The organism is Arthrobacter sp. PAMC25284, from assembly GCF_019443425.1.
GTDB lineage: Bacteria > Actinomycetota > Actinomycetes > Actinomycetales > Micrococcaceae > Arthrobacter > Arthrobacter oryzae_A.
Genome location: NZ_CP080382.1, coordinates 793,507 through 808,506, shown reverse-complemented (window position 1 = coordinate 808,506; position 15,000 = coordinate 793,507). Strand labels below are relative to the sequence as shown.

At 62.9% G+C, this 15,000-nt stretch carries 12 protein-coding genes and 1 pseudogene; 4 read left to right on the top strand and 9 right to left on the bottom strand.

Annotated elements, in window-relative coordinates:
* Positions 1-206: 206 nt before the first annotated feature.
* Positions 207-257, top strand: a pseudogene (locus KY499_RS18695) (hypothetical protein); the annotation flags it as partial.
* Positions 258-424: 167 nt separating this feature from the next.
* Here the strand turns inward: KY499_RS18695 and KY499_RS03760 are convergent.
* Positions 425-820, bottom strand: coding sequence for a hypothetical protein (locus KY499_RS03760; RefSeq protein ID WP_219886241.1), 396 nt, complete (start codon positions 818-820; stop codon positions 425-427).
* 175 nt (positions 821-995) lie between these two features.
* Between KY499_RS03760 and KY499_RS03755 the strand changes: the two genes are divergently transcribed.
* Both KY499_RS03755 and KY499_RS03750 read left to right on the top strand, forming a co-directional pair.
* The gene (locus KY499_RS03755; protein WP_219886240.1) at positions 996-2,426 is read left to right on the top strand and encodes a TrkH family potassium uptake protein; all 1,431 of its coding nucleotides are present in this window, start codon (positions 996-998) and stop codon (positions 2,424-2,426) included.
* Positions 2,419-3,114, top strand: a complete 696-nt coding sequence (locus tag KY499_RS03750; protein ID WP_219886239.1) for a TrkA family potassium uptake protein — start codon at positions 2,419-2,421, stop codon at positions 3,112-3,114. Before KY499_RS03755 ends, KY499_RS03750 begins: the two co-directional genes overlap by 8 nt.
* Before the next feature lie 276 nt (positions 3,115-3,390).
* Here the strand turns inward: KY499_RS03750 and KY499_RS03745 are convergent, their stop codons facing one another.
* The 7 genes from KY499_RS03745 to KY499_RS03715 all read right to left on the bottom strand — a co-directional run bounded on the left by KY499_RS03745 (position 3,391) and on the right by KY499_RS03715 (position 11,431).
* Positions 3,391-4,011: a thymidylate kinase gene (locus KY499_RS03745; RefSeq protein WP_219886238.1), complete on the bottom strand. Its 621-nt coding sequence runs from the start codon at positions 4,009-4,011 to the stop codon at positions 3,391-3,393.
* A gap of 331 nt (positions 4,012-4,342) precedes the next feature.
* On the bottom strand, positions 4,343-5,530 hold the full coding sequence (locus tag KY499_RS03740) for a TerC family protein (protein ID WP_219886237.1): 1,188 nt from the start codon (positions 5,528-5,530) through the stop codon (positions 4,343-4,345).
* A gap of 444 nt (positions 5,531-5,974) precedes the next feature.
* Positions 5,975-6,727 carry a hypothetical protein gene (locus KY499_RS03735; RefSeq protein ID WP_219886236.1) on the bottom strand — a complete coding sequence of 251 codons (753 nt, stop codon included), beginning with the start codon at positions 6,725-6,727 and terminating at the stop codon, positions 5,975-5,977.
* A 323-nt stretch (positions 6,728-7,050) separates the two neighbouring features.
* Positions 7,051-7,857, bottom strand: a complete 807-nt coding sequence (locus tag KY499_RS03730) for an AAA family ATPase (protein ID WP_219886916.1) — start codon at positions 7,855-7,857, stop codon at positions 7,051-7,053.
* Between the two features lie 2 nt (positions 7,858-7,859).
* Complete coding sequence (locus KY499_RS03725; protein WP_219886915.1) at positions 7,860-9,242, bottom strand: Mu transposase C-terminal domain-containing protein; 1,383 nt, start codon at positions 9,240-9,242, stop codon at positions 7,860-7,862.
* Positions 9,243-9,248: 6 nt separating this feature from the next.
* On the bottom strand, positions 9,249-9,845 hold the full coding sequence (locus KY499_RS03720; protein ID WP_123255173.1) for a recombinase family protein: 597 nt from the start codon (positions 9,843-9,845) through the stop codon (positions 9,249-9,251).
* A gap of 194 nt (positions 9,846-10,039) precedes the next feature.
* Positions 10,040-11,431, bottom strand: a complete 1,392-nt coding sequence (locus tag KY499_RS03715) for an FAD-binding oxidoreductase (protein WP_219886235.1) — start codon at positions 11,429-11,431, stop codon at positions 10,040-10,042.
* Positions 11,432-12,187: 756 nt separating this feature from the next.
* On the opposite strand from KY499_RS03715, the gene KY499_RS03710 reads away from it, so the two are divergent.
* Positions 12,188-12,748: a recombinase family protein gene (locus KY499_RS03710; protein WP_123255172.1), complete on the top strand. Its 561-nt coding sequence runs from the start codon at positions 12,188-12,190 to the stop codon at positions 12,746-12,748.
* A gap of 109 nt (positions 12,749-12,857) precedes the next feature.
* Here KY499_RS03710 and KY499_RS03705 read toward each other — a convergent pair whose 3' ends face one another.
* Entirely contained in the window at positions 12,858-14,987 is a 2,130-nt protein-coding gene (locus tag KY499_RS03705; protein ID WP_219886234.1) for a heavy metal translocating P-type ATPase, read from the bottom strand.
* Positions 14,988-15,000 lie beyond the last annotated feature (13 nt).

Sequence of the window (15,000 nt, the reverse complement as noted above, 5' to 3'; positions counted from 1 at the left end):
TCGGGTCGTCCCATGTATGTCGATCCAGCCACGTCCTCTCTATGCCGGCATTCTGGGCCGCGCCTTGCGCCGGCCGCCTGCTGCTGTTTCCATTACCGATTTCGGCCAGACGGCTCCTTACGTTGTTGTGGTGGGTGATGTCGGGGTGGAGATGACGGGGGGAAACAGGCGCTGACGGCAGGAAAGCCACACGTGGCACCCGGCTGTTGGTCATCGGAACACGCGGAATCAGCGGCATCCCCGGCATCGTCTGCGGGTCAGTCAGCCAGTCCATCCTGGAAAGCACCACCTCGCCGGTTTTGGTGGTATCTTCCGTCGACCCTGGTCTAAAAACACAGCTGAATCGGGGCAGGATGAGCCGTCACATCTGCGTGGACGCGGCCGGCGCACAGTACGTGAAGTGTCGTGTCCTTCCGATCGGGCCTCAGAACATCATCAGGACGAAGCCGGCCAGGGTGCACAGGATGCCAACGGCGGTCAGGATCCATCCGAGGGCCAGGACGGGGTTATCGTTCCGGGGTTCGCCGATGCTCCACCGGGCGGGATGGCAGGTGTCGTAGCAGAGGAGGACTTCATCGCCGGGCCCCAATCCGCGGGTTTGCTCGGCGGTGTGCAGGGATATGTGAGGGGTGTTCGCCTCATCTGACCAGCGGAACCCTTTGAACCCTCCGGCTTCGAAAACTTCGGCTGTGGTGCTGGCCCACAGGCAGCGGCGTTTGGTGATGACCCAGCCGGTGATGAGCAGGGGAATGCCGGGGACAAAGCCCACCCAGCTCATCAGCTCCAGGATGGGGCCAAGAAATTCTGCGGGCTCAGACATGGTCTGATTTTATGCTTGGGCTGCCCGAACGCAGCGAGGCCACTTTCACTCAAGCTGGATCCCTGGATGAGTTCCTTATGAATAAGTAGCCGGGCTGGCCCGGAAGCCGCCCACGGCAGTACAGGGCACCCTCCCAGTGCGGGTCCGGCGCTTTTCCGGTGATAGCGTGGCGGCCATGCACTCTGTTCGCGCTGCCAGGACCGTTCTGGCTTCATTCGGGCACAAAGTCTCGACGGCAGGCAGAGGAACATCCGCGGCCCTGTCGAAGGCCCTTAGCGCGTTTGCCCCCCGCCATCCCGCCCAGGTCATCGTGTTGGGTTTCGCCGGCGCCATTGCTGCCGGGACCGGTCTCCTCATGCTCCCGGTGTCCAAAGCCGGCGTGGGCGGGGCAACTTTTCTCGAGGCGTTCTTCACGGCGACGTCGTCGGTGTGCGTGACCGGACTGATCACAGTCGATACCCCAGTGTTTTGGACCGGATTCGGTCAGGTCGTCATCCTGATGTTGATCCAGATCGGCGGCTTCGGCGTGATGTCTTTCGGGGCGCTGCTGGGCGTTCTCATGGCCCGCAGACTGGGACTGAAGTCCCGGCTTTCGGCGGCCGCGGAGACCAAAAGCCATGGCTTCGGCGACGTCCGCCGCGTCCTGCTCGGAGTCCTGGGTATCAGCGTCACCGTAGAAACAGCCTTGGCCGTGATCCTTGCGGCCCGTTTCATGGCCGGGTACGGCCAATCCCTGGGGGAAGCCGTCTGGCACGGCATCTTCCACTCGGTTTCCTCCTTCAACAACGCCGGATTCGCCCTGTATTCGAACAACCTGATGGGGTTCGTCGCTGACCCCTGGATCTGCCTGCCGATCGCCGCGGCGGTCATCATCGGCGGAATCGGATTCCCGGTGCTCTTCGAACTGGGCCGGCAATACCGGCGGCCCGTTCACTGGAGCATGAACACGAAACTCGTCCTCGTCGGCACCGCCACCCTCTTAGTTGGCGGCACCGTGTTCCTCACCGCCGTCGAATGGGCGAACCCGGCAACCCTGGGCGGACTCCATCCCGCCGAGCGGGTGCTCGCCGGCTTCTTCCAGTCCGTCATTACCCGAACCGCGGGCTTCAACAGCATCGACATCGCCCAGATGAATCCGGTGTCCTGGCTTGGCATGGACATCCTGATGTTTATTGGCGGCGGCCCGGCCGGAACTGCCGGCGGCTTGAAAATCACGACTTTCGCCGTATTGTTCTTTATCCTTCACACCGAACTTCAGGGGGGAACGGCCGTGAATATTTTCGGCAAGCGGCTGTCCCGCGCGGTGCACCGCCAGGCCATCACCGTGGTGCTCCTGGCCCTCGCCCTCGTCACAGGCTCAACAATGTTCCTGATGCTGATCACCGACTTCGGGCAGGACCAGATCCTGTTCGAAGTCATTTCAGCGTTCGCCACGGTCGGGCTGTCCACCGGCATCACCGCCGCCCTCCCGCCCGAAGGACAATTCGTCCTGATCCTGCTGATGTTCGTCGGCAGGCTGGGCCCGGTCACGCTCGGCGCGGCCCTGGCCCTGCGCGAACGGCCCATACTCTACGAATACCCCAAGGAAAGGCCCCTCATTGGCTAGGAACTTCTTCTCCTCCCACTCCGCTGCCGCTGGTGACAAGGCGTCCTCGGTGGTCGTCATTGGGCTGGGCCGTTTTGGCGGTTCGCTGGCCCTGGAACTGGAAGCGCAGGGCACCGAGGTGCTCGGCATCGACGCCAACGAAGACATCGTTCAGTCCTTCAACGGGCACCTCACCCACGTGGTCAGGGCCGATTCGACCAAGGAAGAGGTGCTGCGCCAGCTCTCCGTCCATGAATTCGACCGTGCGGTGGTCGGGATCGGCTCGGACATCGAAGCCAGCATCCTGACAACCTCCCGGATCCTGAAATTCCAGCGCCCCCAGATCTGGGCGAAAGCCATCAGCGAACCGCACGCCGAGATCCTTGGCCAACTCGGCGTCGAGCACGTCATCCGGCCCGAACACGACATGGGCAAGCGCGTCGCGCACCTCGTCCTTGGCTCTATCCTGGATTACGTGGAATTCGAAGACGACTTCGTGATGATCCGGACTACCCCGCCCGCCGGCGTCCGCGACCGGCCGCTGGGAGTGCTGGGCCTTCGTGACAAGTACGGAATAACCATCGTGGCCGTCAAACGTCCCGGCGGCACGTGGGGCCACACGACCGCTCAAACGGTGCTCTACGACGACGACCAAATCATCGTCCAAGGCAGCAAATCCCAGGCAGAAAAATTCAGCACCCTCCCCTGATTACCACCACGTAAACCGCGCCGTATTGGGCGTCTGTCCCTCAACCCCCAGGAACGACGCGAGGCCATGGCACTGGAAGTGAACCGTCTCGGTTCCCAGCTCGCGGCCGAACCGCCGGCCTGGGCCGCAGCCCTTGGCCCCGTCCCAGAGCGTATTCCGGGCTCGGGCAAGAATGCCCGGTCTGCACGTCCAGAGGTCTCTTGCTGGGCGTCGTGACGGGCGAAGCAGAACCAGACTGGGACGTAGAAAACTTGGGAGGCGGCTATGTCCTTGTGTTCATGGGCCTTGACTGGAGGCTTTCCTTCGATCCAAGGACGTTCCTCGGCTGCTGTCGGCGTTGGCGATGGCGATGCGTAGCTTGGAGAGCACTTCGGCGGGTGTACCACCGGAGTTCACTTCGGTGAAGTGCACGTATTCGGGAAGCGAACGGTAAGCGGTACGGAATGAGTTGAGGTCATCGAGGGTTTCCACGTCCGTGCCGCGCGCCAAGATCCTGCGGTGCGCCTCTTCAGGGTCGATGACGAGGTGGATGATCAGGTCGGGTTTTGGAAGCTTCCTGAGGAGGAAGGGAAGGAAACGTCCCCGGGGAAGGCCCCGTACCTGGCGCAACGCCAGCTGGCAGTGCAGGTGACGGTCCATGATGATCAGGCCCGGATACTTCCAGGTCTTGGTATGGGAAATCAGCACATTCACACTGCGGATCAACGTCTCCACGGCATCAGCCAACTGTGCAGGGAACTGTATCCCGTACCGTGCGCTCACCAGTGACATCCGGCGCCGGCCCGCGTAGTTCCGGAGCAGGATCGCGTCCTTGTCATCCCGTAGGGCGGCAGTAACCATCGCCCGTGCGGCCGTTGTTTTTCCTGAACCATCAATCCCTGTCAAAATAACCAGCAAGCAAACTCCTTCTCCTCAGGGGTGTTCCAGCCCAGCATCTGGCCCCGGCGCTTTCAGCGACGGCGAAGCGGCCACCGAAAGGAACCACATACGGGACAGCTCTAGTTTTCTGGTGACGATTGATCAGCCTCCACTTTGTAGCAGCATCGCTTGAGCGGATGCTCGGTGATTCAGGGCTCTCATGCGAACTTGTCACGTAAGTAGACGGAATTGTTGTCTGGGAAGATTGCGCTTCGGGCGAGTCGACCGTCCCGAGCTCGAAGAGAATGCCTGGCGTACCACGGTCGGCGCGTCGCCCGGGACCGGGCACGGCCCCGGCCCCGGCCCAGCCTCAGCGGGCCAGATGCTCCGTGTGCTGGCGGTGTGCCTCGGCCATCTGTTCCAGGATCGCTTCTGATTCTGGGTGCTTGTCGCGGTATTTGGTTTCCATGACAGCGATGGCCTTTTCCTCGTCCATGAGCAGGTTGTACACGCGCTCACGCTCGGCCATATCGGCCGTGTATTCGAGTTCCAGGTAGCTCTCGGCATGGCGGCGGGCGTTGTTCAGCACCGTCTGGGCCTTGCCCGAATTGCTCACCAGGGAGCCGATGACGGTGACTGCCAGCACGCCGATGATCACCGTCAGGGACAGGCCCGTGGAGATCTCTACGACCGGAACGTGCTCGCCGCCGTTGATGAACGGCAGGTTGTTCTCATGCAGGGCGTGCAGGACCAGCTTGACGCCGATGAAGGCTAGGATCGCGGCAAGACCATAGGAGAGGTAGATCAAGCGGTCCAGCAGGCCGTCCAGCAGGAAGTACAGCTGGCGCAGGCCCATCAGGGAGAACGCCGTGGCCGTGAAGACGATGAACACGTTCTGGGTCAGGCCGAAGATGGCCGGGATCGAGTCCAAGGCGAACAGCAGGTCGGTGCCACCAATGGCCACCATGACCAGCAACATCGGCGTCAGGGCCTTCTTGCCGTTGACGACCGTGAACAGCTTGTCGCCGTCGTAGTGCTCGGAGGTGTGCAGGAAGCGCTTGGCGAGCCTGATGATGAAGTTGTCAGCGTCGTCGCCACCGCTGTCCTCCTCCTTGAGCAGATTTCCGGCCGTGACGAGCAAGATGATGCCGAAGATGTAAAACATCCAGGACCAGGTGTTGATCAGGGCGGCGCCAGCGAAGATGAAGCCGGTGCGGGCGATCAGGGCAAAGACGATGCCGAAGAGGAGCACCTTTTGCTGGTCCTCGCGGGGAACCTTGAAGCTGGCCATGATGACCAGGAAGACGAAGAGGTTGTCAACGCTCAGGGCCTTTTCGGTGATGTACCCCGCGAAGTACTCCCCGCCCATGGTGGCCCCGCCGAAGATCCACACGATCACACCAAAGACCAATGCCAGGCCTACATAGATAGAGGACCAGACGGCTGCTTCACGCAGGGAGGGGATGTGCGCCTTGCGGATGTGGAAAAAGTAGTCAAACGCCAAGAGGCCCAGAATGACCACAATGGTAATGCCCCAAATCAGGGGTGAAACAATCATGATATTTATCTTTCGGTAGGAGGGCAACGATGATCGCCGCAAGTCTCTCCACCGGCTGACTAACAAGCCGGACACTGAACCCGGTAGGGCATCATTGCCCTACGTGTTGACGGATTCAGCGCTACGGGATACTCCCCTACGCTTTATTCATCATATCCGATTCTTCCGGCAACTCGAGGTGGTCTCAGAAAACGGAATAATCGCACGCTCAGAAATCGCTGAAACACGTCCCCTGTTGGGTGCAGTGTATTGATGGAAGGTATGGCAACAGGCGTCCGTAGGGGGGGACCTTCACCGGGCAGTTTTGCGGGCGGGTCTTACGGAAATCCAAGGACCCCGCAACGGCGAGGATTTTGTGTGACTGTTAGTTCGGAATGGCGGTTTTTTCATAGTTCGGTTTGGCGGCTTTGCACTCCCGATTGAGGAACCTTCACGGGACGCGGTTCAGGGTTGTAGGCCTTCGTGGTGACGGATGGTTGCCTGCCGGGCCAGTTCCACCGCCGTCGCGCTCATCTCGTCAGAGAGCTTTAGGACGTCGTACATGCCTTCCACGGTCCGGTCGCCACTGTGGGCGGTGATGCGTGTCCCGCCGTCGCCGTCTTGGACCTGAAAACGGAGGCCGGTCACGGATTTCATGTATCGGGCGGCATCCTTGTGGAACCAGGTCCCTCCCGTCCATTCCCTTCCGATCTTGACCCACACATCCTGGCCCACCGTCGTCACGCTCAACCCTGGCTGGCGGAAGGCCCCAGCCAAGGACTCCAGAGCCGTCTCGAGGGACAACCCGGTGGTCCACTGGTCCTGGTGCTGGAAGCGCTCGGCAATAGTCCTGAACTGCAGCAGAATCCACAGCCCAACGATGTTGGGCCACAATGCGGTCGACGCCAGCGCTTCGGGGCCGCCTGTGAATCCCCAGAAGGTCGCCGCGGTTCCGGTCACGGCGATAGCGGCCAGCCCAACGCGCCGCCACCGGCCCGGAATCAGCACCATTGCCCCTGCCTTGCCCCGGCCACTGGCAAGATAAATGCCCGCGCACAGCGTGAACAGCGCCTGGAAACCATACAAGATGCCCAGCAGAATATCGGTCCAAAGGTCTCGGCCGGATGCGAAAAGCATGAACACCGACAAGACCGCCAAAGCCACGATCACCAGCCCGGCACCGATCCGGATCCGTTTGTCCCGCACCGAAGGCTGCATGACTACATGTCAGCACGCGGCACCGCCCTTGTCCACGTGGCAGTCAGGCAACGCTGGCGGCCAACGAGGTTGCCGTTCGGTTCCGTACGGGGAATCGCGGATTCAGGCGGTCGTCTGTCTGCTACCCGCCGTCCTGCACCCGTCTTTCACCTATACGGTTGCGCGAGGGTATTCCGCGGACGGCAAGCTCACCCCTTGCGCTGAGGCCGCCTGTTGGCGGTGTGTCAAAAACGACCGTATTCGCTACAGACAAGCAGGTGCGTTTAGACGATTCCTGTGGATGTTGGCGTTAGGTGGCGGCTTTTTGTGTTCGCTCTGTGACGCTAGTTGCCGATGACGAGGATGCTTGCTGCTGCTTCGACGACGTCATCGGTGATGGTTTCGAGTTGGTTGATTTTTAGGACGCGTGTGATCTGTGGGAATAGCCGTTCGAGGAGCCGGAAGTTGCCACGGGTGATCCGTTCTACTGCGGCGATTGCCTGGGCGTCGGTGAAGTCATCCGGGTCGAGGGTCCGGCCGAGGCGTTTCCAGTGTCGGTCCAGAACAAAGAGGAGCTCGTCTCTGCCGAGGGCACGGTATCGATGGGAGAAGCTGAGGCGGCTGTAAAGCTGGGGGTAATGCCGGAATCGTTGGTCTATGCCGGGCATGCCGATGAGGATCATCGGGAGATGGGTTCGGTCATGGTTGTCCCGGAGGAGTTCAAGTGCTGTTGCGTTGAGGCGTTCGGCTTCGTCGATGATGAGGAGCTCCACTAGTGTGGTGACTCTGTTCATCGAGCGTGGTGCGGCATCGAGTTTGTGCAGGTGTTCGTCAATGCACGACCCGATTCTCACTTGGTATCGGTGGATGTCATCCATGAGGTTTTTGGGGCGGCAGAGTACGTCCGGGGTGTAGAAGACGGTTCGGGAGCGGTTGGCGAGTGTGTAGTGCTTCTCGTCCTGGTCGCCGCGGGGTCCCCACTCGGTGACGTAGGGCTCAAGGTCATCCCAGTTTGCGTAGCGGCGCGCGGAGAGTGTTTTACCCACTCCGGCGTCCCCGTGACAGATCCCTATTGTTCGTTCATTCCGGACTGCGTTGGCGAACTCGTTGAAGCGTCGGTGTTCCTTGGTGACGATGAAGGTGGGGTTCATCATTAGTCCTCTTCGTAGGTGCGCAGTCGGCGCCGGCGCCGCGCTGGTTCAGTGATGTGCGGTTCTTCACGGCTGGTGACTGATGGAATGCGGTCGTTGATGGTGCGGCGCAGTTCTCTCCGGCGCGCTCGGCGTGCGGCCTCGATGTCACGCAGGCTCAAACGAAGGTTGGGGTGATCTTCGTCAATGGCGACGCAAACGAAGGTGTCACGGTCATAGACGCGGATCTCGGATACGTCTCGCGGGTCGTAGCGGATGGTGACGGTTTGCCCCACGAAGGGCGCCAGCGTGGGCGAGAGGTAGCGCTGGCCTTGAAAGTGGATGCCGTCGCGTTGCACGGTCCGGTTCTTTGGAACTGTCAGGAGGAGTCCGTCGAGGTCCTCCAGGGATTCGGGCATCCGGGGAAGCCAACCGTCCGCGACCCAGGCATCCCGTGGTGAGATACCAAGTTCGCTGTGGAGCCTGTCGTTGTAGGCGGCGACAAAGCTTCCGATGGCGCGATCCAGTCCCGGGAGGTCGAGCGAGGGCGGCGCTTTCCTGTTCCCGGGCGCAAGGTGTCCGGGGAGGGTGGAGAGAACTTCGGTGTTGATGGTCCCGAAGAACCTTTCGATCTTTCCTCTGCCCTGGGGGCGGCCGATGGTCGAGTGGATGATGCGGACGTGCAGCTCGATGGCGGTGCGTTCGAGGTGATGGCTGGTGAAGTCGGAGCCATGGTCCACGTGCAGGATGTCGGGCAGCCCGCACATTACCCAGCTCGGATCGCTCTTGCGCCAGATAGCCTGGCGGAGTGCGAGGGCGGTGTTCAGTGCTGAGGGCGCACCGGTGAAGACGGTGTAGCCACAGAGCGCTCGGGAGTAATCGTCCATCACTGTCGTCAGCCAGGGCCGGTCAGGTTTCCCGGTGGCGCCGCTAATCAGGACGTCGAGTTGGGTGTGGTCCGCTTGCCATATCTGGTTTGGACGGTCGGCGCGGCGGCGAAGGACAAGTTCATGCCGGTCCCGGTAGGACGCGGGACCTTCGAGAGCCAGAGTCACCAGGGCAGGGTCCAGTGCCTGGACGATCTCGCGGACAACGGAGTAGCTCGGCGCCGGGGCGCCTCTTCTGCCCGCTTCGGCCGCGGCGATTCTCTGCAGCGTTGCCATGCTCGGGCGGGGCTTCGTCAGTGCAAGTCCCTCGATAAACCTAACCATTCCTGGGTCTAGGCGCCGGGTGCCGGCATCGGCACGCGGTCGCAGGTCGAGAGCACTCGCACCGCCCGCGCGGTAGAGCCGAAGCCAACGTTGAAGAGTGCGGGTGCTGTTCCCGGTTTCACGGGCGAGGGCGGCAAGGGAAATCTGGTCCTCGACGTGAAGTCGAAGGACTTTCCAGCGCTCTTCGCCGGTCAGGAACACCTACATCGTGATGCCCTCGCGCGCGACGAGGGCTTGCTGGTGGCGGTAAAGAGTCGCACGGCTCCAGCCCACGAGGCGGGCCGCGCCTTCGGCGGTGCGTCCCTTCGCCCGGGCGTCCTGCGCGATCGCTAGCTTGTCCGCAATGACAAGCGGATCCATCAGTGGTCGGCCAAAGCGTGTGCCGTTCTGCCTGGCAGCGGCGATGCCGGCGTTGACACGCTCGACGATCAGCTCGCGCTCATATTCGGCCAAGGTGGCGAGCATGTTCAGCATCAGCCGGCCTGTCGAGGTCGCCGGGTCGATGCCGTCTGAGATGGATCGGACCTGGACGCCGCGGTCTCTCAGGAGGTTCACGGTGTTCAGCACGTCGATCAATGACCGGCCCAGCCGATCGACCCGCCACACAACGACGGTGTCGCCCTCCTCTGCGTACTCGAGGAGCCTCTTCATCCCGGGCCGCTCGATCGCCGTCTTACTTCCGGAGGTCACGTCGGCGAAAACGTCGCGTTTCTGCACGCCGGCGGAGACGAGGGCGTCGAGCTGCATCTGGGCATCCTGGCTCGAAGTACTAACTCGCGTGTAACCCAAATGCCTCATTAGGCCATTCTGACTCAAAAAGTCCTTCACAGGCCCCCGCTGAGACGATTTATGGAGAGACGTGTTTGCAAGACAACGGGGTGCCCGGCTTTACCGGTCGGCCGCTAACCCCTCATCAGGTCCGGAACAGTGTCTTGAAAAGCTTTGGGTTTCCGAGACATAGGGGTGCTTCGGAACCAGACGCCATCGGCCGCCTAAATCCCAACGCCCGGAACAATGTTGTGGTTGAGGCGGAACACGTTCTCGGGGTCGTAGCGGGTCTTCACCGCCGCAAGCCGCTCATAATTGACACCATAGGCGTCCCGCACGCGGTCATGCTCCTGCTCACCGAGGTTGTTCACGTATACCGCTTCTCTGAGGTACGGGCGCATCGCATCGAAACAACGGCGTGTCCAATCCATATTGCGATCGGAATCGTCCCGATCCTCCCATTGGGACAGGATCAGGAAATCGTACTGTCGATCACGGTGGGCAAACGCAGTAGCCCGCGGATCCACGCGGCTGGCCACTCCGGTCATCTGCTGCAGCCCGATCCCCGTGTAAGGCGAGGGGCTGGTCGCCGCGAACTCCAGCAGCACATCGATGGATTCGTTGGAGAGGTCCTTGAGATAGCTCGACTTCCAGTAGTGCTGACGGCCGGACGGGAAACCCGAATCGGGTCCGCTCTGGAACGCCTGGTACGACATCGGACCAATCGCCCCGCCAGCGTGACGGCCAAAGTCCCGCAGGGGCTGGAGGACACGCTCCCCCTCGTCAAAGGGGCCGCAGTAGCACACGGCTATCGAGACGGTGGGCCCGCCCTCCGGATGACGGGACACCGAGCCGGCCATCGACAGCTCATCCGGCGCAACGCTCGCAAAGGCATGATAGAAGCGGAGCGCATCCCGCGCCTGTTCCGGCGGGAAACTCAGCCCGCCCGCGAGCACGGAGTTGACCGGGTGGAGCTGGTACGTCAGCGACGTGACCACGCCGAAGTTCCCGCCGCCCCCGCGCAGGGCCCAGTGCAGGTCATCATGGTCGGACGCGCTGGCGGTTACGAGCTCCCCGTCTGCGGTGACCACGTCGGCCGCGAGAACATTGTCGCAGGCGAGACCATACTTGCCATTAAGCCAACCGAGGCCGCCACCCAGTGTAAGGCCGGCGATACCGGTGACCGACACAACCCCCAGAGTCGTGGCCAGCCCAAAGGCCTGGGTCTCGTGGTCGAATTCGCCGAGCAACAAACCGGCCTGCGCCTGAGTCGTGCGTCGTTCAGGATTGACGCGCATGCCCTTCATCCCGGAAAGGTCGAGCATCAGCCCTCCTTCGCACACCGCGGAACCGGCCACGCCATGCCCACCGCTGTGGATTGAAAGCGGCAATTGCTGCCTGCGGGCGAAGAGCACGCCCTGGATGACGTCAGCAACCCCTGCGCAGCGAAGTATCGCCGCTGGCCGGCGATCAATCATGAAGTTGAAAACCCGCCGCGCACGGTCATAGTCCTCGTGGCCCGGGGCCAGCAACTGTCCCCTTACCCGATCCACCAGTTGGCGGATCGGTCCCATGTCCTGGCCCTGCCCGCTCACGGCGCCTGCTTCTTCTGGCATCCGGGGACCCCCGATCATTTGAGCCGATCGTCCGCTCTGAGGATACAGATGTCAATGACCCGCGACATTCCTCCCGGGTCCACTAGGTCCGGGTGCCCGCGAGCCTGTGGGCCGCGGTGCATGTTCCACTTTGTAGGCGTTCTCGCTCCTACACCGGAACATGCGTAGACGCTCCAGCGGGTGGACCGGCACTTGGCCATCCGTGGGAGGCGGCACCTGCGCAGGTGAGTGGCCAGGCCATGCACGGCGCGATCGACTAGAAAGAGGAAGATTTGAAGAGCGGCGTTAGCCTTCAGTTCGGCAACTTAGTAGGCCCCTCATGTTACGGCTGACCATGGGGCGAGACTAGCTGGTGTGCACCCGGCCACGCTGTTGGGTGCACACTGCTAATCAACCGCCGAGTTGTCTATCAAGGGGACGACGGAGGGGTCTGCCCTTGTCGTGACATCGCCGGGAAGTGCCCAGGCTGAATGCGCTTCTACTAGCTTTCAAAAACCCCCTATACCAGGTTTGGTCCGAGGCCGGCCCAGTCCCGCTCCTAATCCGATTCGGCGTCTGAAAACCTCTGCGTGTCGAATCCCTAGCCATACGAGGCAGCGGGTAGGCCCACCAGGTGCGACATTTAACGATTAAAGAACGCCGCCATTTATCGACAAACTCCACAAGTGTCAGGCTAGGGTAGGTTCTGGAATTTATTGACACTCCCTGTCGCGGGTCTTAGGGTTCAACCTGACACTCTTTACCTGGGAAGGAGCCATGGCCGGGCAGCGGATCGGATACATCAGGGTCAGCACCCTGGACCAGAACACCCAACGCCAGCTCGAGGGTGTTCCGCTGGAGCGGGTCTTCACGGATAAGGCCTCGGGTAAGGACGTCCAGCGCCCGCAGCTCGAGGAGCTGCTGCGTTTCATCCGGGACGGCGACACCCTCGTGGTGCACAGTATGGACCGGTTGGCCCGGAACCTCGATGACCTCCGGTCGTTGGTGCAGGCGCTGACCCGGAAGGGGGTGCGGGTCGAGTTCGTGAAGGAACAGCTGGTGTTCACGGGGGAGGAGTCCCCGCTGGCTAACCTGATGCTTTCGGTGATGGGTGCTTTTGCCGAATTCGAGCGGGCCCTGATCGGGGAGCGTCAGCGCGAGGGGATCACCCTGGCCAAGGCCCGGGGTGCGTACCGCGGCCGCCGGAAGGCCCTCTCGCCCGAGAAGGCGGCCGAGCTGCGGGACCGGGCGGGGGCGGGGGAGCAGAAGACCGGCCTGGCCCGGGAGTTCGGGATCAGCCGCGAAACCCTCTACCAGTACCTGAAGGCTGGCAGCTGAAAACTTATAAAAGAAACTTCCCGGATACACCGTTACTGAGACAGCCCCAGTAGCTATTGCAGCCCGGCGTTGGAGGCTATCGGAGGCGTAGCCCGGGTAGGTGCAGGGTTCAGTTGAGGTCGGCGGGGTTCAGTTTCAGCCGGCGCAGCAGTTGCGCGTTCAGGGCGACGACGACGGTGGAGGCGGACATCAGCACGGCGCCGGCGGCGGGGGAGAGTACGATCCCGGCGAAGGCAAGAACACCGGCGGCCAGGGGGACCGAGATGATGTTGTAGCCGGTGGCCCAGATGAGGTTTTGCCACATTTTCCGGTAGCTGGCCTGGGAGAGGTCCAACATTGACAGGACGGCCCGGGGGTCGTTGCCGGCCAAGACGACGCCGGCGGACTCCATCGCGACGTCCGTGCCGGCGCCGATCGCGATGCCGACTTCGGCCCGGGCCAGGGCGGGGGAGTCGTTGACGCCGTCACCGACCATGGCGACTTTCAGTCCGCGGGACTGCAGTTCGGCGACCTTCTTGTCCTTGTCCGCCGGGAGGACTTCGGCGAACACCTCATCGATGTTGAGCTCTTCGGCGACGGCAAGGGCCACCTGTTGGGCATCGCCGGTGATCATGGCGACCTTGATGCCGCGGTCCTGGAGGGCTTTGACGGCCTGCCGTGATTCGGCGCGGACGGCATCTTCGAGGCTGACGGCCCCGAGGACGCGGTGCCCGTCAATGATGTGCAGGACGGCCGCGCCACGGTCGATCCAGGCCTTGGTGGTGGTGGCCAGTGACTGCGGCTCTTCGGCCTGGAGTTCGCGGAGCAGGGCCGGGCCGCCGACCTGGATGGTTGTGCCGTTGACTGTGGCACGGACACCGCGGCCGGTCATGGACGAAAAATCGGAGGCTGCCGGAATTGGAAGGCCCTGTTCCCGGGCGGCCCGGACGATGGCCCGCGCTACCGGGTGCTCGCTGTCGGCCTCCACGGCTGCGGCTAGCGCCAGGAGCTCGCTCGGGTCCACGCCCTCGGCGGCCGCAAGGTCCTTGAGGGCGGGTTCGCCTTTGGTGAGGGTCCCGGTTTTGTCGAAGAGCACGACGTCGATGGTGCGCATGCGCTCCAGGGCCATCCGGTTCTTGATCAGGACACCGGCCCGCGCGGCCTGTTCGGTGGAGATGGCAATGACCAGCGGGATGGCCAGGCCGAGGGCGTGGGGGCAGGCGATCACGAGCACGGTGACAGTCCGGGTGACGGCGTCGGGGATGCTGCCCAGAAGAGACCAGGCAATGAAGGTGATGATGCCGGCGCCGGCGGCGAAGTAGAACAGAAACGCAGCCGCCCGGTCGGCCAGGGCCTGGGCTTTCGAGGAGGAGGCCTGGGCCTCGGCGACCAGCCGCTGGATGCCGGCCAGGGCGGTGTCGTCCCCGACTGCGGTGACCTGCACGCGGACGGTGTTGTCTGTGGCGACCGTTCCGGCGATGACGGTATCGCCGGGGGAGCGCAGGACGGTCCTGGATTCGCCGGTGATCATCGACTCGTCAAACTCAGCCTGGCCGGCGATGACCATGCCGTCGGCCGGCATCCGGGCCCCGGAACGGACCAGGACGGTGTCCCCGGCCACGAGGTCGCTGACTTTGACGGTTTCCGTGCCTTCGGCGGTGATCCGGTCCGCCTCGTCCGGCAGCAGGGCAGCGAGGGCGTCGAGCGCGCCGCGGGCGGAGCCGAGGGCGCGCATCTCGATCCAGTGCCCCAGCAGCATGATGCTGACCAGCAACGCCAGTTCCCACCAGAAGTCCAGGTCAAAGCCGCCGATCCCGAGGCTTGTAACCCAGGAGGCGATGAACGCGACACTGATGGCCATGGCGATCAGCAGCATCATGGCCGGTTTCCGGGCCTTCAGCTCGTCCAGGCCACCCTTGAGGAAGGGTTGGCCGCCGTAAAAGAAGATCACCGTGCCCAGGATTGGGGGAATCCAGGCCGTGCCGGGCAGGGCCGGGGGCGCATAGCCGAGCAGGTGCCCGACCATCGGGCTGAAATAGACCACAGGAACGGACAGGGCCAGCGTGAGCCAGAATCTGTTCCGGAACATCGCGACGCTGTGTCCGGCGTGCTGGCCATGGGTGTGCACCATGTGCTCGTCGTCCATGCCGTGGGCTTGGTGGTTGCGGGCGTCAGGTGCCGGCGTGAGGGCGGACCCGCCGCGGGGAGCGGGTGGTGCGTTCTGCCCGGCGGCGGGTCCGTTGTGGTGGTCGTGGTCCATTGGGGCTCTCCTT

What these genes read in the sequence shown, in the direction of transcription:
- KY499_RS03760 (WP_219886241.1), bottom strand. Translation starts at nt 820, where the DNA reads ATGTCTGAGCCCGCAGAATTTCTTGGCCCCATCCTGGAGCTGATGAGC.
- KY499_RS03755 (WP_219886240.1), top strand. Translation starts at nt 996, where the DNA reads ATGCACTCTGTTCGCGCTGCCAGGACCGTTCTGGCTTCATTCGGGCAC.
- KY499_RS03720 (WP_123255173.1), bottom strand. Translation starts at nt 9,845, where the DNA reads ATGAGGCATTTGGGTTACACGCGAGTTAGTACTTCGAGCCAGGATGCC.
- KY499_RS03735 (WP_219886236.1), bottom strand. Translation starts at nt 6,727, where the DNA reads ATGCAGCCTTCGGTGCGGGACAAACGGATCCGGATCGGTGCCGGGCTG.
- KY499_RS03740 (WP_219886237.1), bottom strand. Translation starts at nt 5,530, where the DNA reads ATGATTGTTTCACCCCTGATTTGGGGCATTACCATTGTGGTCATTCTG.
- KY499_RS03705 (WP_219886234.1), bottom strand. Translation starts at nt 14,987, where the DNA reads ATGGACCACGACCACCACAACGGACCCGCCGCCGGGCAGAACGCACCA.
- KY499_RS03715 (WP_219886235.1), bottom strand. Translation starts at nt 11,431, where the DNA reads ATGCCAGAAGAAGCAGGCGCCGTGAGCGGGCAGGGCCAGGACATGGGA.
- KY499_RS03730 (WP_219886916.1), bottom strand. Translation starts at nt 7,857, where the DNA reads ATGAACCCCACCTTCATCGTCACCAAGGAACACCGACGCTTCAACGAG.
- KY499_RS03710 (WP_123255172.1), top strand. Translation starts at nt 12,188, where the DNA reads ATGGCCGGGCAGCGGATCGGATACATCAGGGTCAGCACCCTGGACCAG.